Below are 23,793 nucleotides of genomic sequence, written 5' to 3' on the forward strand. Positions count from 1 at the left end.
TTCCTGCTATTACTTTATTAGTATTTTCGGCGCTCAGCACCAGACTATTTTATCTCCACCACCAGATTGCGCGGTTTGTCTCCATCAACTATCCGTACAAAATAAAGTCCGGGAGCTGCTTGCTTTTGCAGGTCAATTTTCTGATTGATGGTACCGTTGGCAACCGCTACATTCTGCCTGTAAATCTGTTGCCCTACGCTGTTGCAAACTTCCAGGGTGATGGTGCGCGAACGATTGTCAGCCAATTGGCCTGTCACCGTAAAACTACCATTGTTTGGATTCGGATAAATTGCAACACCAGCATTGCCATTTATTGCATTCACACCAGTTGAACCCAACACTACAACCGTCCAGTTATTGCTCACAGTATCCGCACCACAAGAGTCTGTATTCTTTACCCACACGCTGATCTGGTCATTATTTACAACATCAAAATTTGCTGTAGCAACATACGTTGCTGCAGTAGCACCAGTGATATTCACCGCGTTTTTCCGCCATTGATACAAAGGATTGGCGCCTATACCGGTACTGCTGATCGAGAAAGTGATCGGCTGGCCCGAAGTCGCATTGGATGCGGGATTGGCTAAAACAATTGCTGTTGGTTTTACTACCGGCATTACGTTCATCACAACTGTTGCACTCACTGCTGTATCCGGAAATGCAGCAGGATCGGTACTAATCAATACACAGCTGATGATGTCTCCGTTAGCAGGCGCATACGTATAGGTTACACTATTCGTACCAACGCTGTTGCCATTCTTTTTCCAATGATAAACCGGCGCTGTGCCACCATTCGCAGCCGTTGCAGTAAACTGAACAGAAGTCCCTGCACAGATACCATTCTGCGACGCTGCGATACTGATCGCCGGCGAAACTGCATAATCTATCTTACGTATTCTGTCGTTGGTGCAATCCGTAACATAAATGGCGCCTAACGGTCCCATCGTAACAGATGATGGATGGTTCAGGTGCGCTAAGCCCACCGGCACGCCATCACCATAAAAATCGGCGGAATCGACTCCCGAAAATGTGGAAATAATACCGTTGGCGTCTATTTTTCTAATTCGCGAAACGTTATCTGTCATGTACAAATTTGCTGCACTGTCGACCGTAAGTCCTGCGGGAAAAATTGCAGCAGCGGTTGCCGGGCCGGTTGCACCACCCCAACTTGCAGTCCCGTTTCCAGCGACGGTAGTAATAATACCGGCAGCGTTGATCTTACGGATCCGGTAATTGCCCATGTCTGAAAAATATAAATTACCGCTCGTATCAAATGTGATCGTTTGTGGTTGCACCAGGAATGCTGCTGTTGCAGCCGAGCCGTCGCCACCGAAAGTAGGAATACCGGTACCAGCGATTGTTGTAATAATGCCCGAAGCATCTATTTTACGAATCCGGTTGTTGAGGTAATCAGCGATATACAGGTTTCCGGCAGCATCCAGCTTTACATCGTACGGACTATTAAGTTGTGCAAGGTTTGCAGCAGCACCATCTCCGCTAAATCCCGCAACACCGGTACCAGCAATGGTGGTAATAACTCCATTAGCAGCGACTTTGCGAATTCTGTGCTGGTTGGCATCTGCTATGTATACATTTCCCGACGCATCGACCGCCATGCCGAGTGGATTATTTAACGAAGATGTCGTCGCCGGTATATTATCCCCTACCCAGGCTGTAGCTCCGTTTCCTGCAATGGTAGAAACGATACCTGCTGTGGTTATTTTACGAACCCTGTGATTCCAGGGATCGGAAACATACATATTTCCGGACGCATCAAAACAGGTGGCGTACGGATGATCAAACTGCGCATTCAGCGCGGGGCCACCATCGCCGGAGAATGAAGCAGCTCCATTACCAACTACTGTACTGATAATACCCGCGGTATTTACCTTGCGCACTCTGTTATTATTCCGGTCTGCTAAGTACATATTGCCGGCCGGATCGAATGCAATTCCCACAGAATAGGACAACTGAGCCGATGTAGCCGGGCCGCCATCACCGGAAAAGCCATTCGTTCCGGTACCTGCAACCGTGGAAATAACGCCCGCGGCGTTTACTTTACGAATGCGGAAATTATAATCATCGCAGATATAAAGGTTCCCAGCCGCATCTAGTGCAATACCGAAACAATAGTAGAGAGACGCTAGTGTGGCTTGCATGCCTTCACCATTGTAACCCGCTGTCCCATTTCCGGCAACAGTACTGATGATGCCGGCGGTATTTACTTTACGGATTTTTTCGTCCTGGAGATCGGAAATGTACATATTGCCCGACGCGTCCACTTTAACGTCGATCGGGAAACTAAGAGCTGCCGCGGTAGCAGCTGCACCGTCCCCGCCAGATCCTCCGCCAGCAACGGTTGTGATGATACCAGAAGTACTTACTTTCCTGATTCTGCCGTTGTACTCATCGCAGATATAAAGATTTCCGGACGCATCCAGTGCAAGACCATGCGGCGAATTTAACTGTGCAGCAGTAGCCGGGCCTCCATCTCCCGTGTAGCCATAGGCGCCGGTACCAGCAATTGTTGTGATAATTCCCGAAGTACTTACTTTTCGAACCCGGTTGTTGTCGAGGTCACTTACATAGATGTTGCCTGATGCATCAACCACAATGCCATAAGAAGATCCTATTTGTGCAGCGGTCGCCGGGCCGCCGTCTCCACGGAAACCATTAGTCCCAGATCCGGCAACGACTGTTATGTTACCAGAAGCATCCATTTTTTGAATGGTAAAATGCCTTGCATCAGCTATATATAAATTCCCGGATGCGTCTGTAGCTACAGTATAAGGATTAGTAGAAAGACTGGTAGCAGCTCCGGAACCCGGTCCGCCGACTACAGTTCTGATGATTTGCTGGCTGGTTTGCGCCGAAGAAATCATAGGGCCAATTGCTGATAGGGCTATTGCGAGCAATTTTTTCATGTAGGTAAAAATTTTGTCCGCAAATCTAAGGAACTCTGTCTTGCTTTTTTGTCATATTCATTTAACCAAAAGTCGCCCATACAGGGTACTTACAGAGAAAGCCAAATAACAAAAGCCTTCTGTGAAGAAGGCTTTCATTTATGCGACTCATTCTTTTCAATTATTTAATGCAAGTCTGCCTAATCAACTTTAAGATTGGCCACTGAATGTTTTAAACTCTTTATTTTATCTCCACCACCAGATTGCGCGGTTTGTCTCCATCAACTATCCGTACAAAATAAAGTCCGGGAGCTGCTTGCTTTTGCAGGTCAATTTTCTGATTGATGGTACCGTTGGCAACCGCCACATTCTGTCTGTAGATCTGTTGCCCTACGCTGTTGCAAACTTCAAGCGTGATGGTGCGCGGGTGATTGTCTGTCAATTGGCCTGTCACCGTAAAACTACCATTGTTTGGATTCGGATAAATTGCAACACCAGCATTGCCATTTATTGCATTCACACCAGTTGAACCCAACACTACAACCGTCCAGTTATTGCTCACAGTATCCGCACCACAAGAGTCTGTATTCTTTACCCACACGCTGATCTGGTCGTTATTTGCTACGTCGATGTTTGCTGTAGCAACATAAGTTGCTGCAGTAGCACCAGTGATATTCACTGCGTTTTTCCGCCATTGATACAAAGGATTGGCACCTATACCGGTACTGCTGATCGAGAAAGTGATCGGCTGGCCCGAAGTCGCATTGGATGCGGGATTGGCTAAAACAATTGCTGTTGGTTTTACTACCGGTATTACGTTCATCACAACTGTTGCACTCACTGCTGTATCCGGAAATGCAGCAGGATCGGTACTAGTCAGCACACAACTGATAATGTCGCCATTGGCAGGCGTGTAAGTATAAGTTGCACTGTTCGTACCTACATTATTACCATTCTTCTTCCAATGGTAAATTGGCGTTGTGCCACCATGTGCAGCTGTTGCAGTAAACTGAACGGAAGAACCTGCACAAATACTATTCTGCGAAGCTGCGATATTGATTGCCGGCGAAACTGAGTTATCTATTTTACGAATTCTGCCATTGGTAGCATCTGCAACATAGAGCGCTCCTGATGGCCCGAATGTAAGTCCGAAAGGCTGATTCAGATGTGCTAACCCAACTGGTCCGCCATCTCCCTGAAAATCGGCTGTATCAGTCCCCGAAAATGTAGACATAATGCCGTTGATGTCGATCTTTCTAATCCGAGAGGCACCATCAGTCATGTAAATATTTCCTGTACTGTCTACCGCAAGTCCGGCAGGATAAATTGGCAGGGATGTTGCGATACCTGAGCTATTGTTGTTGTAACCACTGGTACCATTTCCGGCAACAGTAGTTATGATGCCGGCGGTACTGATTTTCCGAATCCGGTAATTTCCCCCATCAGATACGTACAAATTTCCGCTCACATCGAAACTGATCATCTTTGGCTGGTTCAGCAACGCTGCCGTTGCTGCGGAACCGTCACCACCGAAACCGGCAACACCCGTACCCGCTATGGTAGTAATAATCCCGGAAGCATCAATTTTACGAATCCTGTTATTGCTGCAATCTGAGAAGTATATATTTCCTGCAGCATCCAGTTTGATATCGCCAGGATTATTAAGTTGCGCAAGGGTTGCAGCACCACCATCACCACCAAATCCAGCCACGCCAGTCCCTGCAATAGTGGTAATGATACCGTTTGTTGCTATTTTACGAATTCTATTAAAGCCGGCATCTGTCACATATATATTTCCCGAAGGATCTGCTACCATGCTAAATGCCCGTACAGCAGACGATGTAGCCGGAATACTATCTCCAACCCACACGGTAGACCCTGTACCGGCAAAAGTGGAAACAATACCCGCAGGCGTTACTTTCCGGATGCGATTATTCCAGGAATCACTGACGTAAATATTTCCTGCTGCATCCAAACAAGCAGTATATGGATATTCGAACTGAGCGTCCAGCGCCGAGCCACCATCACCACAGAAGGAAACTTGCCCATTGCCAACCACGGTACTAATGATACCTGAAGTATTTACTTTACGAACTCTGGAATTATCGCGGTCTCCGATATAAACATTTCCGGAAGGATCAACGGCAACCCCATTTACATAGGCCATCTGCGCAGAGATAGCGGCACCGCCGTCACCGGAAAATCCGCTGGTTCCATTACCTGCAATAGTAGTAATAACACCTGCTGTATTTACTTTACGGATACGATAATTGAACTCATCGTTGATATAAAGATTTCCTGCCGCATCCAGCGCAATGCCGAAAGGGTTATTAAGCAATGCCAAAGTTGCCTGACCGCCATCACCAGTTGAACCCGGATAGCCGGTACCGGCTACAATTGTAACCGCACCTGCCGTATTTATTTTACTGATCGTATTTGCAGCAACGTCAGAGAAATAAACATTGCCAGCGGCATCAGCTTTTATATCCAGCGGATAATTCGCACTGGCGATAGTTGTAATAACACCCGACGTACTTATTTTCCGGATACAGTGATTGCCTTGATCAACGATGTAAATATTTCCTGGCAGATCTACAGCAACACCCCGCAGTTGATTAAATTGTGCGGCAGTTGCAGGGCCGCCATCTCCACTATAACCGATACCTCCGGTACCAGCTATTGTGGTAATAATTCCCGATTGACTTATTTTTCGCACACGACCATTTTGAATATCGGTTGTGTATACATTGCCTGCAGTATCGATAGCTATTCCGCCAATTCCCTTAAATTCTGCCTTAGTTGCAATTCCGCCGTCACCACAAAATCCAAATGCCCCATTTCCTGCCACAACTGTTACGTTGCCTGCAACATCCATTTTTTGAACCGTGTTATGCACCCCGTCCGCTATATATAAATTTCCGGAAACATCCGTGGCTACGGCTTGCGGTCTGGTAGAAAGGCTGGTGGCTATACCCGCTCCCGGTCCTCCGACTACGGTGCGGATAATTTGTTGCGGCGCTTGCGCAAAACTGATCATAGGGCCAATTGCTGATAGGGCAATTGCGAGCAATTTTTTCATGTAGGTAAATTTTTGCAGGCAAATTTAGGGAACTCCAGATTACCTTTTTGTCATATTTATTTCTTGAAAACAATCCATTCTGGCCATTTTACAAGAAAAGGCAAATAAGAAAAGCCTTCTCCAGGAGAAGGTTTTCATTTATATAAACTAACTCTTTTTATTTTTTTAAAATATAGATCGACAGCAAATCACTAAATCCTAATTAAACCAGTTATTTTATTTCCACCACAAGATTGCGCGGTTTATCCCCATCAATAATCCGGACGAAATAAACTCCCGGCGCTACCTGCTTTTGCAGATCAATTTTTTGATTAATAGTATTGTTTGTTATCGCGACGTTCTGTCTGTAAATCTGCTGACCAACACTATTGCATACTTCCAGCGTTATGGTGCGCTGATGATTGTCTGCGAGCTGACCTGTTACCATAAAACTGCCGTTGCTTGGGTTTGGGTACACGGCAACATCACCAGCAGCATTTACGGTGTTTATTCCCGTTGAGCCCAAAACAGCAACACTCCAATAGTTGCTGAGAGCAGCAACGCCACAAGAGTCTGTGTTTTTTACCACCACGCAGATCAGATCATTATTCATGACATCAACGCCGGCTGTTGCAATGTAAGTGCTGTTTGTTGCCCCGGGAATATTCATGTAATTTTTCCGCCATTGATAGGCAGGGTTCGCGCCTGTATTGCTGGTATTGGCTGTAAAAACAATTTGCTGTCCGGAAGTTGCAGACGATGCGGGATTCGCCGCAACGACAGCTGTTGGATTTACCCAAGGCACCACATTCATCGCAATCGTATTGCTGATGACTGTGTCAGGATAGGCCCCCGGATCGCTGCTGGTCAACATGCAACTAACGGTATCTCCATTAATAAATGCATAAGTAAATGTTTGGCTATTGACTCCCACATTATTCCCATTCAACCTCCAGTGGTAAACAGGGTATAACCCTTCATGGGCAACCGTTGCGGTAAAATGGACCAACGTCAATGGGCATACAGTATCCTGCGACGCCGCGATACTGATAACGGGCGTTACAGGATTTCCTATTCTACGTATCCTGTAATTCCCTCTATCTGCGACATAAATAGCATCTGACGGGCCAATAGTAATGCCAACAGGGGCAGAGAGATGGGCCAGAGTTGCCGGACCGCCATCACCTTGAAAATCTGCGGTATCTACTCCCGCAATTGTAGAAATAATGCCGTTGACATCAATTTTCCGGATCCGATACCAATCATCAGTTATGTACAAACTTCCTTTATTAAACGCCACTCCCATCGGAGCTATTTGTGCTGCAATTGCAGGCCCACCGTCGCCGTTATTTGAGCTTGAAAGACCGGTACCTGCTATGGTAGTAATAATGCCAGACGGGCTGATTTTACGAATTCTGGCATTCCCATGATCTGCAAAGTATAAATTCCCCGCGGGATCCAATGCAAGTCCACAGGGGGTTGATATCTGCGCTGCAGTCGCGGCGCCACCATCTCCGCTAAACCCCTGCACACCTGTTCCCGCAATTGTGGTAATAATACCCGTGGAATCTATCTTACGAATCCGGTGATTCCAATAGTCCGAGAAATAAACAGTTCTTGCGCGGTCTACTTTCAAATCTCTCGGAAAATAAATCTGAGCAAGAGTTGCCGGGCCGCCGTCTCCGCTGTACCCCGAGCTACCCGTTCCGGCGATTTTAATCATGATTCCGTTAGTATCGATTTTCAAAATCCTGTCCGACAACGCATCGGCTATATAAATATTTCCATAAACATCTGCGGTAACGGCGGTTGGATGATTTAGCATAAATATATTAGCTGGTATACTATCCAGCATCCATGTTCCACCGCTTATGCCGGCAATATGAGAAATAACACCCGACGGTGTTACTTTACGTATCCTGTTATTGCCAGCGTCTGCGATATACATATTCCCGGAGGTATCAAAGCATACACCCTCAGGCTCACCCAATTGGGCTTTGAGCGCAAGACCGCCATCCCCGCTCCATGAACTAAACCCATTTCCAGCCACCGTACTGATGACATTAAGGGTATTCACTTTACGAATTCGTGTGCCATCTCCTATGTAAATATTTCCCGAAGGAGTGACTGCAATACCCTCTGTCGCAGATATTTGTGCTGACGGCGCCGCTCCGCCATCACCCGAAAAGCCGTCTAGTCCATTGCCTGCAATCGTTGAAATAATGCCTGCAGCAGTTACTTTACGCGTCCGGAGATTCATTCTGTCATTGATGTACAGATTTCCTGCGGTATCTATGGCAATACAGGAAGGATTATTAATCGTTGCTAATGTAGCCGGTCCTCCATCTCCGCTAAAAATGGGCAAGCCTGTGCCCACAAGAGTTGTTATGGTACCTGATGCATCTACTTTGCGGATTCTGTTGTTGACGGCATCAGATATGTACAGATTATCATGCGCATCGACTTTTACATCTAAAGGGCCATTGAGATTTGCCGCAACTGCGGCGCCGCCATCACCACCGAAAGCGGCAGTACCGGAACCGGCAACTGTAGTAATTATTCCCGAGGCATTGATCTTCCGGATTCTGTTATTGCTTTTGTCTGCAACGTAGACGTTCCCGCTCAGGTCAACTGCAATGCCACTCGGGGTATTTAATTCAGCTGAGGTCGCAGGGCCACCGTCACCACTGTAACCGCCGGTACCTGTACCGGCTATTGTTGTAATAATTCCTGATGAACTGATTTTACGTACCCGATTATTTCCGGCATCACCAATGTAGATATTGCCTGCAGCATCGATCGCTATCCCGTAAACGAGTTTCAGTTCTGCCTTTGTTGCCGGGCCGCCGTCTCCATAAAAAGCCATAGCGCCATTCCCTGCTATAATCGTTATATTACCTGCAGCATTGAGCTTCAGAATCGTTTGATGAGCACCATCAACGATAAATAAATTCCCCGAAGCATCTGTCGCTATCCCACGTGGAATAACGGAGATGCTGGTTGCGGCACCCGCACCCGGGTCTCCGGCTACCGTACGGATAATTTGCAATGGGTTTTGCGCGAAGCTGAAAATAGAGCAAATTGCTGATAGGGCAATTGCGAGCAATTTTTTCATTTAGGCAGGTTTAGTATATAAATTTAATTAAACCTGACAAAAAAAAGCATTTTGAGGTAAGTGAAAAACGTGGCAACAAAAAAACCTCTGAAAATATTTCCAGAGGTTTTTCAAATATCTGAGTGATCTGATTCGATCTTAATACAAATCTGCTGTAATCAGTTTCAAAAACTCTGACCTTGTTTCATTCTTTTCGAACTGACCGCTGAATGCAGAAGTAGTGGTAACGCTGTTTTGTTTTTGTACACCACGCATCATCATACACAAATGTTTTGCTTCGATGACTACGGCAACACCTTGCGGATTCAACGTTTCCTGAATGGCATCGAGAATCTGATGTGTCATACGCTCCTGCACTTGCAGGCGACGCGCGAAACAATCTACTACACGGGCAATTTTACTCAGACCGGTAATCCAGCCGTTTGGAATGTACGCGATATGTGCTTTACCAAAAAACGGCAACATATGATGTTCGCACAATGAATACAACTCAATGTCTTTTACGATCACCATTTCACTGTATGATTCGTGAAACTTCGCTGAATTAAGCACTTCACGCGCATCCATATTGTAGCCTGCGGTGATATACTGCATTGCTTTTGCCACGCGCTCTGGTGTTTTGAGCAAGCCTTCTCTATTTGCATCTTCACCTAATAACTCGATAGATGAACGGTAGTTCTCCATCAGTTTATTAGTGATGTCTTCGTCGTACTGTTCTATTTTTTTATATGCCACGGGATTGTTCTGATTAAAAATGAAAAACCGGTTATCCACTTACGACTGTTTTAAAGTCGTGGTTTGCGATTAACCAAAATATTCAACATAAATGCGCGGGGTTTCATACAGCTTGATACAATGCAGCTGCGCTCCTTTTTCTGCTACATGCGGTTGTAGTTCGTTCCAGATACCGATGGCAAAATTTTCTGCGCTGGTAAATTTACCTTTCATAAAATCAACGTCCATATTCAGGTTGCGGTGATCTACGCGCTCTACAATTATATCTTTAATGAGATCACCCAGTGTTTTTGCATTGAATACAAAACCAGTTTCCGGATGCGGTTCACCTTTAATCGTCACATGCAGCTCGTAATTATGACCATGCCAGTTGGCATTGCTGCATTTACCAAACACTTCCAGATTTTGAGCATCAGACCAGCTTTCGTTATATAGTCTGTGTGCCGCATTAAAATGCTCCACACGCGTCAGATATACCATTTTTTAATTTTATCCTGCAAAATTACTGTTAGTAGCCCGTTTGTCAAAAAAGTGCTTAATTCGCAACCATGAAACTGTTGTTAGTTGCTGCCACTGAGCCCGAAATCAGTCCTTTTATCCGTCATATCGCACAAAACTGGAAATCTCCGGTTGCCAATATCTATACAAATGGAAACAGTGAAATTCATATTTGTCTGACGGGGGTAGGTCTGGTCGCGACTACTTATGCCGTAACAAAAGCATTAAAAATCGGGCAATATGATTTTGTGTTGCAGGCTGGCGTTGGCGGCAGTTTTGACCGCTCAATCGAACTCGGCCAATTGGTGATGGTACAATCGGAGGAATTTGGAGATCTTGGTGCAGAAGACCGGAATAATTATCTCGACATCTTCGATATGGGACTGTTGCAGCCGAATGAACATCCGTTTACCGATGGAAAACTGGATACGCCATTGCATGAAATTCCTTTTCCTTTTAAACTACTGACGGTCAGTGGTCTTTCAATCAATACGGTCAGCGGACGTGAATCTACCATTGCTTTACGCAATCAAAGATTTGGTGCCCAGGTAGAGAGCATGGAAGGAGCAGCGCTGCATTATGTATGTCTTCAGGAAAATATTCCATTTGCGCAGATCCGGGCAATTTCTAACTATGTGGAGCCTCGCGATAAAAGCAAATGGAAAATGAAGGAAGCAATCATAGCTTTAAACAAATGGCTGATAGATTTTTCTTCGACGCTGTAAAGACAGCAAAGCTGTTACTTTGCGTCACTCAAGAACTATAAAATTGTAAAGTTGTAAAGCCTCAGAAAATTCCGGCAAACGATTTTACCAATAATCAACTTTACAATAAACGATAATGAAACTAACGCTTGGCTTTAGTCCCTGCCCGAACGATACTTTTATTTTTGATGCAATGGTAAATGGGAAGATCGATACACGAGGTCTGTCATTTGAATATGTGCTGGAAGATGTAGAAACGCTGAACCGCTACGCGGAACAAGGCAAACTGGATGTAACAAAACTGAGCTATAATGCCTTTTTGAAAACAGTTAGCCAATATGCATTGCTACACAGCGGCAGTGCATTGGGCAAAGGTGTTGGACCAATGCTGATTGCGAAACAACCACTGGACTTAAACAATATTGCTGATTTTAAAATCGCGATTCCGGGTGTAAATACTACCGCAAATCTATTGCTGACACTGGCTTTCCCGCAGGCAAAAAATAAAACCGAAGTTGTCTTCAGTGAAATTGAATCTGGCGTACTGGATGGCAATTATGATGCAGGATTGATTATTCACGAAAGTCGTTTTACATACGCACAGAAAGGTTTGCACAAATTGATCGATCTCGGTGACTGGTGGGAACGCACCATGCAGGCAGCGATTCCGCTGGGTGGCATTGTGATCAGGCGCAGCTTCGACAAAGAATTATCTGCAACAGTTGATGCGGTGATCAAAGATAGCCTTGCTTATTCCTGGAAACATTATCCGCAGCTCAGCGAATTTGTAACCGCACACGCACAGGAAATGGAGGAGAAAGTAATGCGTCAGCATATTGAATTATACGTAAATGATTTCACCACTGATCTCGGAACGGTAGGTCGTCAATCAATTGAAACTTTATTTGACGCGGCACACAAAGCGAATTTACTGGAAGGCGGAATACCGCAAATATTCTACTAAGCGTAAAGCATAAGGCTAAAAGCATAAAAAGAAGTAGAGACGTATCATGCTACGTCTCTACTTCTTTTTTACTGGCGTGAGTCTTCCGAAGGGCGACTCGTGTCTACAACGGTTGCAGTCTCAGACTGCCATCGACGCCAGTCAGGAGATCGGCCACCGGACAAAGTCAGAGACTTTGCCGAACATAGATTGTTTTTTACACTCATTATACGCTGCTTCGACTCCGCTCAGCATGACAAACGCGAGTGATAATTATCATTATACACTCGCGCTTTTTGACTATTGACTTTCTACGTAATCGTCCGGAAGAACGTATATCGCAATAGCATTTCCAGCACCAGCGAAATAATCGCGATCAACGCAAACGGGAAGAACAGCTCTGCATAATGCTTGTAGCTGCTAATCTCCACTTTTGTTTTTTCCAACTTATCAATGTCCTTGTAAATCGCCGCCAGCGAAGCATTGTTCGTTGCACGATAAAATTTACCACCGGTTTCTACGGCTATTTTCTTCAGCGTCGGCTCGTCCACATCTACTTTCATCATTTGCTTAGTAGTTGTTCCATCAGGCATTTTCACCGGCATTGGCGCTTCACCGATTGTACCTACACCAATTGTGTATACCCGGACTTTATACGCTTTCGCAATATCCAATGCTGTTTCCGGACCAATGATACCCGTATTATTTACACCATCTGTCAGAAGAATCACCACTTTAGTTTTACCATCTGTCTTACGGATACGATCCACTGCAGTTGCAAGGCCATTGCCCAAAGCCGTACCATCTACCAGCACCCCACTTTGCACCTGGCTGATTTGTTCTTTCAGCACATTGTGATCAATTGTAATCGGGCACTGCGTAAAACTTTCACCCGAAAAAATTACCAAACCAATTCGATCTGTAGGACGTTGGTCCACGAAATCCATCGCTACTTTTTTCGCTGCTTCAATACGATTCGGTTTCAGGTCTTCCGCCAGCATACTGCCCGACACGTCGAGCGACAGGACGATATCAATACCTTCACTATCTATTGACTCTGTGACATTACTAGATTGCGGGCGCGCCAGCGCGATGATCAGACCAATTAGCGTAATTACACGCAATACATTCAACACCGGGCGAAAACGCACTTTCGCAGAAGGTCTGATGTTTCCCAAACCTTTTAAAGTAGTAAGTCGCAGGGACGGTGTATCTTTTTTACTCCGGTTCTGCCACCAGATCATCAGCGGAATGAGCAACAACAACGCAAAAAACCAAGGATGCGCAAAGCTCATATGTTTCCAGTCTAAGAGTGCTTTCATATCCTATTTCGTTGTTGTTTCGGTGATGACCAATTTCGTTGCATTCACAAATTCACGAACAGATTCCATTGCCTGCATATGTTCTTGTGGTAATGGCTGTGCTTTTGCAAACTTCGCCAGATCCGCCATACGCAAGGTATTTGACAACATGCCCTGATACGGCTGCATATCACTGCGCAATGCTGCTTTACTCAATATTTCATCGGTAGTCAGTTCCATTGCAGGTGTCTGGAAACGTTTTTCAATATAGTCACGGAGAATATCTGTAAGCTGTACATAGTATTCTTTCACCTGATTATTTTGCCAGAGCTGCTTTTGATCCAGTTCTGAAAGTAACCGGTTGTATTTTTCCTGGAGTGATTCTACAGGCGCCGCAGGTTTCACCTCTGGCGCAGCCACTTTTCTGTTTCGGATAAAATACTGGATTACGAAAACGATCAGCACAACAAAAACAAGGCAACCTATAATCAGCCAGATATAATCTTTCCAGCTTGATTTAACCATGATAATACCCTTGATCCCCTTATAGCCTTTCGTAGTATCTACCGCTACCGTTTGCACCAGTAACTGAAATGAATCAGTACCTACCGTATAGCTACTTCCATTGTTAGGAATAGCTGAAAACAGAAAGGAAGGAACCGTAAAACTCCCCGAATCAAAACCGGTTACAGAGATACGTTGTTTGAGCGTAATCAGATCGCCTTGCTTTAATGTATCGATCTTGCCTTTTTCTACTACCTCCAGATGATTGAACGTATCCGGGATCTCTGCCCATTGCAGCTTTCCCTTCATCTGGTTGTATTGCGCTTCAATAAAGACATGCGCCTGGTCGCCGACAGAAATGTTAGCGGCATCAATTTTGGCATTCAGTTTTACATCATCGCTTTGCGCGAAACTGAAATAGCTGCAAAAAATGAGGGAAATAAAAAGAAAAAATCGGGAGACAGAAGTGACATTCCGGGCCATGATCATAGTTATCTTCCTTTAAAAAATCCTTGTAACACTTTTACATAATCCTCGTCGGTACGCACGCGCACCAGCGAAGCGCCGCTCTTACGAAACGACGTTTGACAATACTTTTTCTGTTCTTCGAATGCAGCACCATATTGGTAACGCACTTGTTTATCATCGGTATCCAGCCAGCGCATTTCACCTGTTTCCGCGTCTTTCACCTGAATCAAACCCGCAGCAGGCAATTCCTGATCGTGACGATCGTAGGTCTGTATTCCCACTATGTCATGCCGGCGAGCGGCCAATTGTAATGCAGCGTCATACGGCTCACTCACGAAATCACTGAGCACAAAAGTGATGGTTCTTTTTTTCAGCGCATTGGTCAGATACTCCAAAGCAGCATTGACATTGGTACCCTTGCTGTTTTGCGAAGGTTCTAATGCAATCAATTCACGGATGATGCGCAGGATATGACTGCGGCCTTTTTTCGGCGGAATAAATTTTTCTACTTTATCAGAGAAAAAGATCACGCCTACTTTATCATTATTGGTTGAGGCCGAAAAAGAAATCACCGCGCTTATTTCGGTGATCAGATCACGCTTTAAACGTTGCTGTGTTCCGAACAAAGAACTGCTGGAAACATCAACAAGCAACATAACAGTGAGCTCACGCTCTTCTTCAAACACTTTTATAAATGGATGGGAGAAACGGGCCGTTACGTTCCAGTCGATCGCTTTCACGTCATCGCCCGGCGCATATTCGCGCACTTCGCTAAAGGACATCCCACGACCTTTAAATGCCGAATGGTATTCCCCGGCAAAAATATGGTTGGAGAGTCCTCTTGTTTTGATCTCAATCCGTCTTACGCGCTTCAGTATTTCCGCTGTTGTCATCATTGCTGTACAGTCTTTTAAAGCCTGAATCAGAAAACCGTCATTCCCACAAAAGATAGAACACTTTTATGAAAATGACGGTCTTTATAAGAAACGTTATGCTGTTACGTTGTTTTTAGCAATTACATTTTTAAGGATCGCTGCCATTTTATCGGCACGTTCCTGTGCTTGTTCTGGCGTCCACAGCAGGCTGATAGAAGAAGAGATACAACGGCTGATGATTTTGTCGCTGATCGGGAATGGCTGATTTGCATAATGCATAATGCCTTTCTTCTGCTCTTCGGAGAAGCGATGGAGCCATGCACCGTTTTTCAGATGCTCCCATTTACGGATATAATGCCAGTTATTATCGTACCAGTAGAAATTACCCATGATACCGGCTGCTACAAATTCAGTTACTGCCTGGCGTGCCATATCTTCCATAGGCAGGAAGAAAGAAAGGTGTGTGCCAGTATCGCCATCTGCATCAGGAATTACACGAAACGTCAGACCTTCTACATTTTTCAGTGTGTTGAAAATGATACCGTGGTTACGTTTCTGAATTTCCAGAAATTCTCCCAGACGACGTACCTGAGCCAAACCTACCGCAGCATGCAGTTCAGAAATACGGAAATTGTAACCAAGGAAAGGATGCAAATCTGCGCCACGATCTTTACCTGCGTGATCATGACCATGATCGCTGTAATGATCTGCTTTTTTATAAATGTCTTCGCTGTTAGTCAAAACCACACCACCTTCTGCACAAGTAATGATTTTTACGAAGTCGAAAGAGAAAGTACCGGCGTGACCGATTGTACCGAGATATTTTCCTTTGTATTTGCCACCGATTGCCTGACAAGCATCTTCGAGCAAAATGAGATCATGTTTTTCGCAAATTGCTTTCAATTCATCGAGACGAGCCATGCTGCCGCACATATGCACCGGCATGATCGCTTTGGTCTTTTCTGTCACCGCTTTTTCTACAGCTTCAGGATCCAGTGTCAGCGTTTCATCAATATCCACCAATACCGGAATAGCACCTACAGAGATCACCGCTTCGAAACTGGCTACAAACGTAAAAGAAGGCATGATCACTTCGTCGCCTGCGCCTACGCCGAGTGCAGCCAGTGCTGTGGTGAGTGCTGCTGTACCGCTGCTTACAAGCTGGGCATATTGACTGCCAAATGTTTTATTGATTTCGGCTTCTAGCTCTTTAGCTTTCCAGATGCCGTTACGCATACCGTCAAAACCATAGCGCATCAGGATTCCTGTTTCTAATACATCGTTTACCTCTTTGCGCTCTGCTGCGCCAAACAGTTCATATCCGGGCATGATATTATTATTTTAGACCACAAAAGTAGTAGATATGCCCGGAGTAGCCCATCCTTATTACTTAAAATTTTCTGAAAATAACTAGCTGCACATTAGTCATTTGCCTTAGATTTGATAAAATTTCCGTTACTATGCAATACATGCCAAAACTGATTACCATAGCATTGGGTTCATCTTTGCTGTTTGCCGCGTCTTGTCAGCAGAGCGGCCCGAACAAGGATAAAGGCACCGGTGATACTACCGCTGCGGCTGAAACCCCTGCTACTGTCGTTGCTCCCATCAGCATTGCACCAGTGAGCGCTTCTCCGGAATTCCCGAATGCATCACTGGCTATTGCCAAAGTAAGCGCCACGCCGCAAGGCACTGACTCTTCTAAGGTGAGCTTTGACTTTAACGTGAAAAATTATGAACTGAAATCACAAACAGCTGATGGCGGTTCGAAACAGTGCAACAACTCCGCGCAGGGTCAGCACATCCATTTTATTCTTGACAACCAACCATATAAGGCGCTGTACGAGCCTAAAAACGAGATAACGCTCGCTAATAATACGGAGCACTTCCTGATGGCTTTCTTGTCGCGCTCTTACCACGAATCGATAAAAAGCAAAGGTGCCGCAGTCGTTTATCACTTTAAGATTGATGAAAAAGGTAATCTGAAAAAGCTGGATGATCCAAAACAGCCAATGGTATTCTACAGCCGCCCGAAAGGTGACTACCTGGGCGACGATACCAAAAACCTGCTGCTCGATTTCTATGTATGGAATGCAAACCTGTCTCCCGATGGTTATAAAGTAAAGGCAGATATCAAAAATAATGACATTGTAGGCCACGATACATCGATTATAATTACAGACTGGAAACCAAGTTTCATCCAGAACCTTGGTATGGGTAAATCTTCTGTAACACTAACGCTGGTGGACAAAGACGGCAAACAAGTGGAAAGCCCGATGCCAAATGTTACACGCAATTTCCAGCTGGCTGAAAAGGAGCCGCTGAAATAAGTTTTGAAAATTCTTTGGATATGAAGAAGCCCGCTTGATGCGGGCTTTTTTTATTTCTCGCAGCGTGCGTTTTTTCTCACGGCGGCGCAACGGCGCGGCTGCAATTTTTTATTACTCGCGTCATCGCGAGGAACGAAGCGACCTGCACAAAGGCGGGTGAAACACACATTACGCGCAGCCTGCTTCGTCTCTCGCAGTGACGCGATACACAACACTTATCATCTAGAGACGTTGCGTGCAACGTCTCTACAATGACCGTGGCGTTTGACCTATGTTTTAAAACACCCGCAGTAACTCCGTGCCGCCGTGAGAAAAATTAAACCACCCGTTTCGCCAATGGCGTGCTATCCAGATCTAAAATCTGTACAATACTCGGCTTTTTGCCAATAGCAATGCTGCCGATTTCGTCTTGCATGTTCAATACCATCGCACCGTTGCTCGTTGCCCATTGCAATAATGTTTCCCATTCAATCTGTGGGAAATGTTTTTTCAACGTGGCGATTTCCGCCAATACAGACAACTGGTGATTCGAGGATAAACTATCCGTACCAATACAAATATCCGCGCCTTCAGCCATCAACATCGGCACATCCGGCAGACGGTTTTCGATATACAAGTTGGCATTTGGACAAAGACACCAGTAACTGTTGTATTGATGTGCCTGTACTTTATGCAGATCTTCTATACCCGTGCAGGTATTGTGAATAAACACCACAGGGCGATGTGGATTCAGCCACTCGATATATGTTTTCAACGAAGATTTGCCGGAAGGCTCAAAGAAAGAAGCGTCAATCTTCAGGCTGTCTAATAAATCATTTACGGCGCCGGTTTTGTCGATATAAAATTGATCCTCCGCCGGCGTTTCCTGATTATGAATGGAAATAATTTCACTTGGCTCGTGCCTGTCAATCAGCTTGAACAAAGCCTTAGAAACAGAATAAGGCGCATGCGGTACAATGGATTGTTTGAGCTTTACATGAGTGCTGTGCTGCGCGGCAAACTGATCGTACACCCCACGACTATACTCAAAACGCTGCGGTGCTGTGGTATCTGAAAAGCCAATACATTCAACAAACGTGTGCACATGCATTTTCTCTTTGCTGCGCAGATCCAATGTATCGGTACCATTAGCGATATCACCGACTGCAACAATTCCGTTTTGCCACATGGTTTCATAAGCTTCGTGGCGGGCATTTATCTTTTGTTCTTCTGTAAAATCATTACGGCGAAACATTACACCCTGCAAAAAAGGAATCAGTCCGGTATGCTCGGGAATCACGCCTTTCATGTGCGAGAGTTCCATATGGCAATGCACGTTTACAAAACCCGGCGTCAATACACCTGTGATATATTCTGCTTCAGGATGACCGTTGTGGTAAATATTGGTAATGGTGCCGTCGTCGGCAATTTCAATAGCAGTTTGTAGCGGCAACCATTTCTCTCCGTCATGAATACGGTCGGCAGTGATAATCATGTAATGTGGTATTTGGCTTTGTGATGACTATATAAAAGAAAAACCCCTGAGCGGGGTTTTTCAAAATTAGTTTTTAAAATGTTTCAGCAGAATGATTTCTCTATCACTTAAGAAGCGCCATTTGCCGCGGTTTACGTTTTTCTTGGTTAGACCGGCATACATCACACGATCCAGTTTTTCTACTTCATAACCGAGTGATTCGAAGATGCGGCGTACGATGCGGTTTTTACCGCTGTGAATTTCCAGACCTACTTCATTTTTAGATTCGAGGTAAGCAATGGAATCAACTTTTACTTCACCATCTTCCAGTTCCAGACCTGCAGCGATTTTATCGAAATCAGGCTTAGAGAGCGATTTATCCAGTGTTACCTGATAGATCTTTTTGATCTCGTGGCTTGGATGAGAAAGTTTCTGCGCCAGATCACCATCGTTGGTCAGCAACAGCAAACCAGTTGTATTGCGATCCAAACGGCCCACAGGGAACAATCTTTCAGCGCCTGAGTTTTCTACCAGTTCCATTACGGTTTTGCGACCTTCCGGATCTTCGGTAGTGGTGATAAATCCTTTCGGCTTATTGAGCAGGATGTACACCATATTTTTCTGCGGTGTCAGTTTTTTACCACCAAGAATTACCAGATCACCTGGTTTTACACGGTAGCCCGGATCCAGCATCATTTCACCGTTCACTTTCACTTTACCTTTCTTCACCAGTTCCGCTGCATCACGACGACTGCATTGGCCGCTGTGTGCAATGTATTTATTGAGTGTCATCGGGCCTTCCAGCTCTACTTCACCCCATTTAGACGCGTTGCGTTTTACTTCGCGTTCATCTACATAATCATCTTCATCATCGTCAAATTCAACTTCCACATTCTTCTTGCGCTTGATATTTGTCGGCTTTTTCTCCGCAGCATATTTATCAGGAAGTTCTTTGCTGAAGCCTTCGTTTTCGTTGGCTACATAGTTCTCGTCTTCTTCTTTGTTGTACTTACGTTTTTTCTCGAAGATATCCTGATCGCCAAATTTGTTGGAATCGTCTTTATCTCCGAATTTGCCCTTCTTGCCGCCTTTTCCTCCGTCTTTCTTACCAAACTTTCCGTCTTTTTTCTCGAAGCGTTTCTTATCGTCACCTTCAAATTTCTTTTTGAAGCCGCCTTCTCTTTTCTCGAAACGTTTCTCTCCGCCTTCGCCATCTTCACGTTTTTTGCGGAATGGTCTTTCTTCACCGCCGGTAGCTTCTTCAAAACTTTTACGGCCGCCGGCTTTTCTATCAGCGAACTTATCGTCTTTGTTGTATTTCTTTTCGCGGAAATCGCCTTCACCACGGTCTTCGAATTTCTTCTTATAACCACCTTCTCCGCGATCTTCGAATTTTTTCTTGAATCCGCCTTCTTTTTTCTCGAAACGTTTTTCACCGCGGCCTTCTCCATCAAATTTCTTACGGAAGCCACCTTCACCACGATCTTCGAATTTCTTTTTGAAACCGCCTTCTTTTCTTTCGAAACGCTTTTCACCGCGATCTTCTCCACCTTCAAATTTCTTACGGAATGAAGGTTTATCTCCATCGCGCTCAAATTTTTTAGGCCCGTAGCTGTTACGTTCACCGCCTTCGCCACCTTCTTCTCTGCGTTTATATGGCTTTTTGAAATCGCCTTCTTTGCGCTCAAAACGACCGGAATTTTCACGTTTTTCCCCGAACGACCTTCCCTCTCTGTTATCACCTTCTTCGCGTTTTCTGTAAGGTTTACCCGCATTGTCCTTTTTATCAAAAGAGCCATCTTTCTTACCATAAGGTTTGCGCGAATCGCTTTTCTTATAACCAGAAGGCTTATCTGATCTCTGGGAACGTGAAGAATCCGAATTTTTTCTCATTACAACTATTTCTATAATAATGTTAAGACGGCAAAGGTACGACGTTTAAAATGCCCGTGCACCTTTGATTTGATTGATGATGGATTATTTCATAACTTATATTAAATATAATCATTTTATCCTATGAATTTCCGGAGCGTTTATATGCTCTTCTTGCTGGTGGTGGCGGTTCTCACAAAATCGACAGCCCAGACTTCGTTATTCAGTACACAGCTCAATCTCTCAATGGGCGCCACCAGAGTAGCGAAGGGAGACTATCCGCAAACTGGATTCAGCACTTCTGTAAAGGAAATGTACCTGGTAACTGGTGCGATTTATATTGAAGGAGGCCTGTGCACCTCTTTTTTAAACAGCCTGCAAAAAAACGACGGCATTTATCATAATCATCAGGCAACCCTGTTAACCGCCCCCGTGGGTGTAGGCTTTTATATGGGCGATGACCGGTTATACCTCAATTTTGGTATGGACTTCCTAACCGGGGTCTACACAAATACGCCAAAAGAAATTCCAAGCCCGAGACAATGGGTAGTGGGTTACATGCCTGAGTTTGGCTTCTCGCTGAAGGTAGGCCGATATCACAAACGCGGTTTCGGTCTGGGTATGATGGGCCGCATTTTATTAATTCAGTCTGCCGACTCCGGCGAAAGCAATAATCCGCATGTTGGATTTGCCGGCGTAGGGATGGTTTTCCGCTTCTAAACTACCTTTCGAAAAAATTTCAGTTTTCTTGTAACTTTTTTCGATCCACTCCGATTTACTTATTGAATGGACATTTACAGCTATAATGCTTGCGTACAACAATGGGCTGATGCTCTTTTCAGGTTTGCGTACAAGTGTACGGGGCATGAAGAAGACGCCCGTGACGTGGTGCAGGGTGCATTTGAAGTGTTATGGCAAAAGCGTGGAGATGTGCAGCAAGAAAAAGCAAAAGCCTTCCTGTTTCAAGTGACCTACCGGCAGTCGGTAGATAATTACCGGAAAAAAGGAAAGATCGTGTATAAGGAAGCAGAACGGACCGACCTCACCCATCCTCAAAACCCAGACCTGAAGAAGATCCTTGACAAAGCACTGGCGCAACTGGACGAACAATCGCGCGCATTGGTTTTACTGAAAGATTATGAAGGATACCGTTATGAGGAAATTGCTCAAATCACAGGATTAAATGAATCTCAAGTAAAAGTTTACTTGCACCGTGCCAGGAAAGTACTGAAAGCCTATCTCGTTAACGTTGAAAACATCATTTAAAAAAAGCTGCTATGGTGACGTTTGAAAATTATGAAGAGTACATGATGTTGTATGCCGACGGAGAACTATCCGGGGCTGCAATCAATGAGCTACTGGATTTTGTGGCTGAACATCCGGAACTGGAAAGTGAATTGAACGCTTATATGTCTACCCGTCTGGAACCGGAAATGGAATTGGTTTTCGCCAATAAAGAAAGCCTCTTACATCCGGAACCAGCGAAGAAAACAATAGCTTTTGGCTGGATCAGATATGGAGTGGCTGCTGGTGTGGCGTTATTGCTGGGTGTTGGCATTTATAATCTGAATCGTTCTGATAAAACATTAAATAATAACGTAGCCGTTACGAAACCACAAGCCACAAAAACACAACCAATCGCAGCGAAAGTTGTCGTTAACCAGACAGACACTATAAACAGCCGTCCGGCAACACTGGCGCCAGCAAAAAATACAATCCGCAAAAAACAGAATGCCCATACAACCATAGAAGAGGCAAGCCGTAACCAGAAAGCGCAGGAAAGAAGCAATCTCGCAATGCTGCAATCTGCGCCGGAACAAGGCTTTGCTGTGAATATGAAACCTTATGTATCCGATATATATGCAACCGCAGACCCTATTATCATTAATTCAAAAGAACCGGTTAGAAAAAGCCATATGCCCGTATCAGATGAAAACAAAGAAACAATGTACGCACTGGGACAGGCCATCTCAGACAAAGTACATGATGTAAAGAACCTTACCGCAAACATCAAAACAAGCGGTGTGGGTTTCAACATCGGTGGTAAAGAAATTAAAGTCAACTTCTAAAAACATTTTATGAAAAACGTAGCAATCACCCTTATCCTCCTGATGGCCGGTTCCATCGCATACGGCCAGCACACTATCAACATCAGTAATACTGACTCCGGTAAATCCGGAAATGCAGACCATACGCTAACTATCGGCAGTGACGGTATTCATATCACTTCCTATAATAAGGATGAAAAAAGGAAAAAAATTGAGTTGATTTTTTTCATGCTGGATCTCGGCATCAACAACCTCCAGGATAAAACCAACTACAATTCACCAGACGCACAGGCCTACCTGCAGGTAAATCAGGACCAGAAAAACAGCAATCTTTTCAGCTTGCGTGAAGGGAAGTCTGTCAACGTAAACATCTATCCTGTAATGCTCAAATTCTACGCGCTTCAGACAAAAAATCAGAAAATTATTATCTCGAGCGGCTTCGGTATTCAGAGCTATGATTTCCGTTTTAATAAGCCAATTAGCTATGTTAACTATACCAGTCCCGCTGTCATCATGGACACTATTTCGTTCAGCAAAAATAAACTCGGCTTTTACTTTCTGAACATTCCATTGGGCGTTACTTTCAAAACCCGCTTATCTGAAAAACTCTGGGGCGTATACGGTTTTGGCATCACCGGAGGTTACCGTCTTTCGTCCTGGACAAAACAAATCTCTGATGAACGTGGCAAGGACAAAAACCACGACAGCTTTAATTTCCAGGATTTTAATGCCTGCCTCACCGGAGAAATTGGCCTTGACAAACATTTCCGCCTCTACGCATCTTATCAGCTCACCAATCTGTATAAAAACGCGCTCGATCAGCACCCATTCGCGATTGGCATCCGTTTCGGCGGCGTTTAATGCCGCGATTGTAACCTCAGAGCGGAGACGAAGTGTGGCTTCGGCTTCGACTCCGCTCACCAGACAGGTGAAACGTCAAACCTCAATTTGTATTTGTAAATTTGAGTGAGGAGTTGAAAAAAGAA

The 23,793-nt window shown here is 44.8% G+C and carries 18 protein-coding genes; 7 read left to right on the top strand and 11 right to left on the bottom strand.

Going from position 1 to position 23,793, the window contains the following annotated elements:
• Positions 1–44: 44 nt before the first annotated feature.
• The 5 genes from DN068_RS14770 to DN068_RS14790 form a co-directional block, all read right to left on the bottom strand.
• Complete coding sequence (locus tag DN068_RS14770; RefSeq protein WP_110999704.1) at positions 45–2,924, bottom strand: NHL domain-containing protein; 2,880 nt, start codon at positions 2,922–2,924, stop codon at positions 45–47.
• A 220-nt stretch (positions 2,925–3,144) separates the two neighbouring features.
• On the bottom strand, positions 3,145–5,982 hold the full coding sequence (locus DN068_RS14775; RefSeq protein ID WP_110999705.1) for an NHL domain-containing protein: 2,838 nt from the start codon (positions 5,980–5,982) through the stop codon (positions 3,145–3,147).
• A 211-nt stretch (positions 5,983–6,193) separates the two neighbouring features.
• On the bottom strand, positions 6,194–9,076 hold the full coding sequence (locus DN068_RS14780; RefSeq protein WP_110999706.1) for an NHL domain-containing protein: 2,883 nt from the start codon (positions 9,074–9,076) through the stop codon (positions 6,194–6,196).
• A 138-nt stretch (positions 9,077–9,214) separates the two neighbouring features.
• Positions 9,215–9,850, bottom strand: coding sequence for a GTP cyclohydrolase I FolE (gene folE, locus DN068_RS14785; RefSeq protein ID WP_449652498.1), 636 nt, complete (start codon positions 9,848–9,850; stop codon positions 9,215–9,217).
• Positions 9,851–9,880: 30 nt separating this feature from the next.
• A complete protein-coding gene (locus tag DN068_RS14790) occupies positions 9,881–10,291 on the bottom strand; it encodes a 6-pyruvoyl trahydropterin synthase family protein (protein WP_110999707.1) in 411 nt (136 codons plus the stop codon).
• 68 nt (positions 10,292–10,359) lie between these two features.
• Here DN068_RS14790 and mqnB point away from each other — a divergent pair, with 68 nt between their 5' ends.
• Positions 10,360–11,034, top strand: a complete 675-nt coding sequence (gene mqnB, locus DN068_RS14795) for a futalosine hydrolase (RefSeq protein WP_110999708.1) — start codon at positions 10,360–10,362, stop codon at positions 11,032–11,034.
• 115 nt (positions 11,035–11,149) lie between these two features.
• Positions 11,150–11,977 carry a 1,4-dihydroxy-6-naphthoate synthase gene (locus DN068_RS14800; protein WP_110999709.1) on the top strand — a complete coding sequence of 276 codons (828 nt, stop codon included), beginning with the start codon at positions 11,150–11,152 and terminating at the stop codon, positions 11,975–11,977.
• A gap of 290 nt (positions 11,978–12,267) precedes the next feature.
• Here the strand turns inward: DN068_RS14800 and DN068_RS14805 are convergent, their stop codons facing one another.
• From DN068_RS14805 to DN068_RS14820, 4 genes are all read right to left on the bottom strand, one after another.
• Complete coding sequence (locus tag DN068_RS14805) at positions 12,268–13,278, bottom strand: vWA domain-containing protein (protein WP_110999710.1); 1,011 nt, start codon at positions 13,276–13,278, stop codon at positions 12,268–12,270.
• Between the two features lie 3 nt (positions 13,279–13,281).
• Complete coding sequence (locus tag DN068_RS14810) at positions 13,282–14,244, bottom strand: hypothetical protein (protein WP_123985362.1); 963 nt, start codon at positions 14,242–14,244, stop codon at positions 13,282–13,284.
• A gap of 8 nt (positions 14,245–14,252) precedes the next feature.
• Positions 14,253–15,125, bottom strand: coding sequence for a DUF58 domain-containing protein (locus DN068_RS14815; RefSeq protein WP_165836409.1), 873 nt, complete (start codon positions 15,123–15,125; stop codon positions 14,253–14,255).
• 93 nt (positions 15,126–15,218) lie between these two features.
• Complete coding sequence (locus DN068_RS14820) at positions 15,219–16,433, bottom strand: DegT/DnrJ/EryC1/StrS family aminotransferase (protein ID WP_110999712.1); 1,215 nt, start codon at positions 16,431–16,433, stop codon at positions 15,219–15,221.
• Between the two features lie 131 nt (positions 16,434–16,564).
• Between DN068_RS14820 and DN068_RS14825 the strand changes: the two genes are divergently transcribed.
• Entirely contained in the window at positions 16,565–17,434 is an 870-nt protein-coding gene (locus DN068_RS14825) for a hypothetical protein (protein WP_110999713.1), read from the top strand.
• A 316-nt stretch (positions 17,435–17,750) separates the two neighbouring features.
• Here the strand turns inward: DN068_RS14825 and DN068_RS14830 are convergent, their stop codons facing one another.
• Positions 17,751–18,908, bottom strand: a complete 1,158-nt coding sequence (locus tag DN068_RS14830; protein WP_110999714.1) for an amidohydrolase family protein — start codon at positions 18,906–18,908, stop codon at positions 17,751–17,753.
• 66 nt (positions 18,909–18,974) lie between these two features.
• Entirely contained in the window at positions 18,975–20,780 is a 1,806-nt protein-coding gene (locus DN068_RS22390) for a pseudouridine synthase (protein WP_243630262.1), read from the bottom strand.
• A gap of 123 nt (positions 20,781–20,903) precedes the next feature.
• Here DN068_RS22390 and DN068_RS14840 point away from each other — a divergent pair, with 123 nt between their 5' ends.
• The 4 genes from DN068_RS14840 to DN068_RS14855 all read left to right on the top strand — a co-directional run bounded on the left by DN068_RS14840 (position 20,904) and on the right by DN068_RS14855 (position 23,668).
• Positions 20,904–21,479, top strand: coding sequence for a hypothetical protein (locus DN068_RS14840; RefSeq protein WP_110999715.1), 576 nt, complete (start codon positions 20,904–20,906; stop codon positions 21,477–21,479).
• Positions 21,480–21,545: 66 nt separating this feature from the next.
• Positions 21,546–22,025, top strand: a complete 480-nt coding sequence (locus DN068_RS14845) for an RNA polymerase sigma factor (protein WP_110999716.1) — start codon at positions 21,546–21,548, stop codon at positions 22,023–22,025.
• A gap of 11 nt (positions 22,026–22,036) precedes the next feature.
• A complete protein-coding gene (locus DN068_RS14850; protein WP_110999717.1) occupies positions 22,037–22,828 on the top strand; it encodes an anti-sigma factor in 792 nt (263 codons plus the stop codon).
• 9 nt (positions 22,829–22,837) lie between these two features.
• Complete coding sequence (locus DN068_RS14855; protein ID WP_110999718.1) at positions 22,838–23,668, top strand: hypothetical protein; 831 nt, start codon at positions 22,838–22,840, stop codon at positions 23,666–23,668.
• Positions 23,669–23,793: the final 125 nt, after the last annotated feature.

Origin of the sequence: Taibaiella soli, from assembly GCF_003236175.1 — a bacterium.
Lineage (GTDB): Bacteria > Bacteroidota > Bacteroidia > Chitinophagales > Chitinophagaceae > QKTW01.

What these genes read in the sequence shown, in the direction of transcription:
- DN068_RS14850 (WP_110999717.1), top strand. Translation starts at nt 22,037, where the DNA reads ATGGTGACGTTTGAAAATTATGAAGAGTACATGATGTTGTATGCCGAC.
- DN068_RS14840 (WP_110999715.1), top strand. Translation starts at nt 20,904, where the DNA reads ATGAATTTCCGGAGCGTTTATATGCTCTTCTTGCTGGTGGTGGCGGTT.
- DN068_RS14805 (WP_110999710.1), bottom strand. Translation starts at nt 13,278, where the DNA reads ATGAAAGCACTCTTAGACTGGAAACATATGAGCTTTGCGCATCCTTGG.
- mqnB (WP_110999708.1), top strand. Translation starts at nt 10,360, where the DNA reads ATGAAACTGTTGTTAGTTGCTGCCACTGAGCCCGAAATCAGTCCTTTT.
- DN068_RS14775 (WP_110999705.1), bottom strand. Translation starts at nt 5,982, where the DNA reads ATGAAAAAATTGCTCGCAATTGCCCTATCAGCAATTGGCCCTATGATC.
- DN068_RS14820 (WP_110999712.1), bottom strand. Translation starts at nt 16,433, where the DNA reads ATGCCCGGATATGAACTGTTTGGCGCAGCAGAGCGCAAAGAGGTAAAC.
- DN068_RS14800 (WP_110999709.1), top strand. Translation starts at nt 11,150, where the DNA reads ATGAAACTAACGCTTGGCTTTAGTCCCTGCCCGAACGATACTTTTATT.
- DN068_RS14815 (WP_165836409.1), bottom strand. Translation starts at nt 15,125, where the DNA reads ATGATGACAACAGCGGAAATACTGAAGCGCGTAAGACGGATTGAGATC.
- DN068_RS14790 (WP_110999707.1), bottom strand. Translation starts at nt 10,291, where the DNA reads ATGGTATATCTGACGCGTGTGGAGCATTTTAATGCGGCACACAGACTA.
- DN068_RS14770 (WP_110999704.1), bottom strand. Translation starts at nt 2,924, where the DNA reads ATGAAAAAATTGCTCGCAATAGCCCTATCAGCAATTGGCCCTATGATT.
- DN068_RS14810 (WP_123985362.1), bottom strand. Translation starts at nt 14,244, where the DNA reads ATGGCCCGGAATGTCACTTCTGTCTCCCGATTTTTTCTTTTTATTTCC.
- DN068_RS14855 (WP_110999718.1), top strand. Translation starts at nt 22,838, where the DNA reads ATGAAAAACGTAGCAATCACCCTTATCCTCCTGATGGCCGGTTCCATC.
- DN068_RS14830 (WP_110999714.1), bottom strand. Translation starts at nt 18,908, where the DNA reads ATGATTATCACTGCCGACCGTATTCATGACGGAGAGAAATGGTTGCCG.
- DN068_RS22390 (WP_243630262.1), bottom strand. Translation starts at nt 20,780, where the DNA reads ATGAGAAAAAATTCGGATTCTTCACGTTCCCAGAGATCAGATAAGCCT.
- DN068_RS14780 (WP_110999706.1), bottom strand. Translation starts at nt 9,076, where the DNA reads ATGAAAAAATTGCTCGCAATTGCCCTATCAGCAATTTGCTCTATTTTC.
- DN068_RS14845 (WP_110999716.1), top strand. Translation starts at nt 21,546, where the DNA reads ATGGACATTTACAGCTATAATGCTTGCGTACAACAATGGGCTGATGCT.
- DN068_RS14825 (WP_110999713.1), top strand. Translation starts at nt 16,565, where the DNA reads ATGCAATACATGCCAAAACTGATTACCATAGCATTGGGTTCATCTTTG.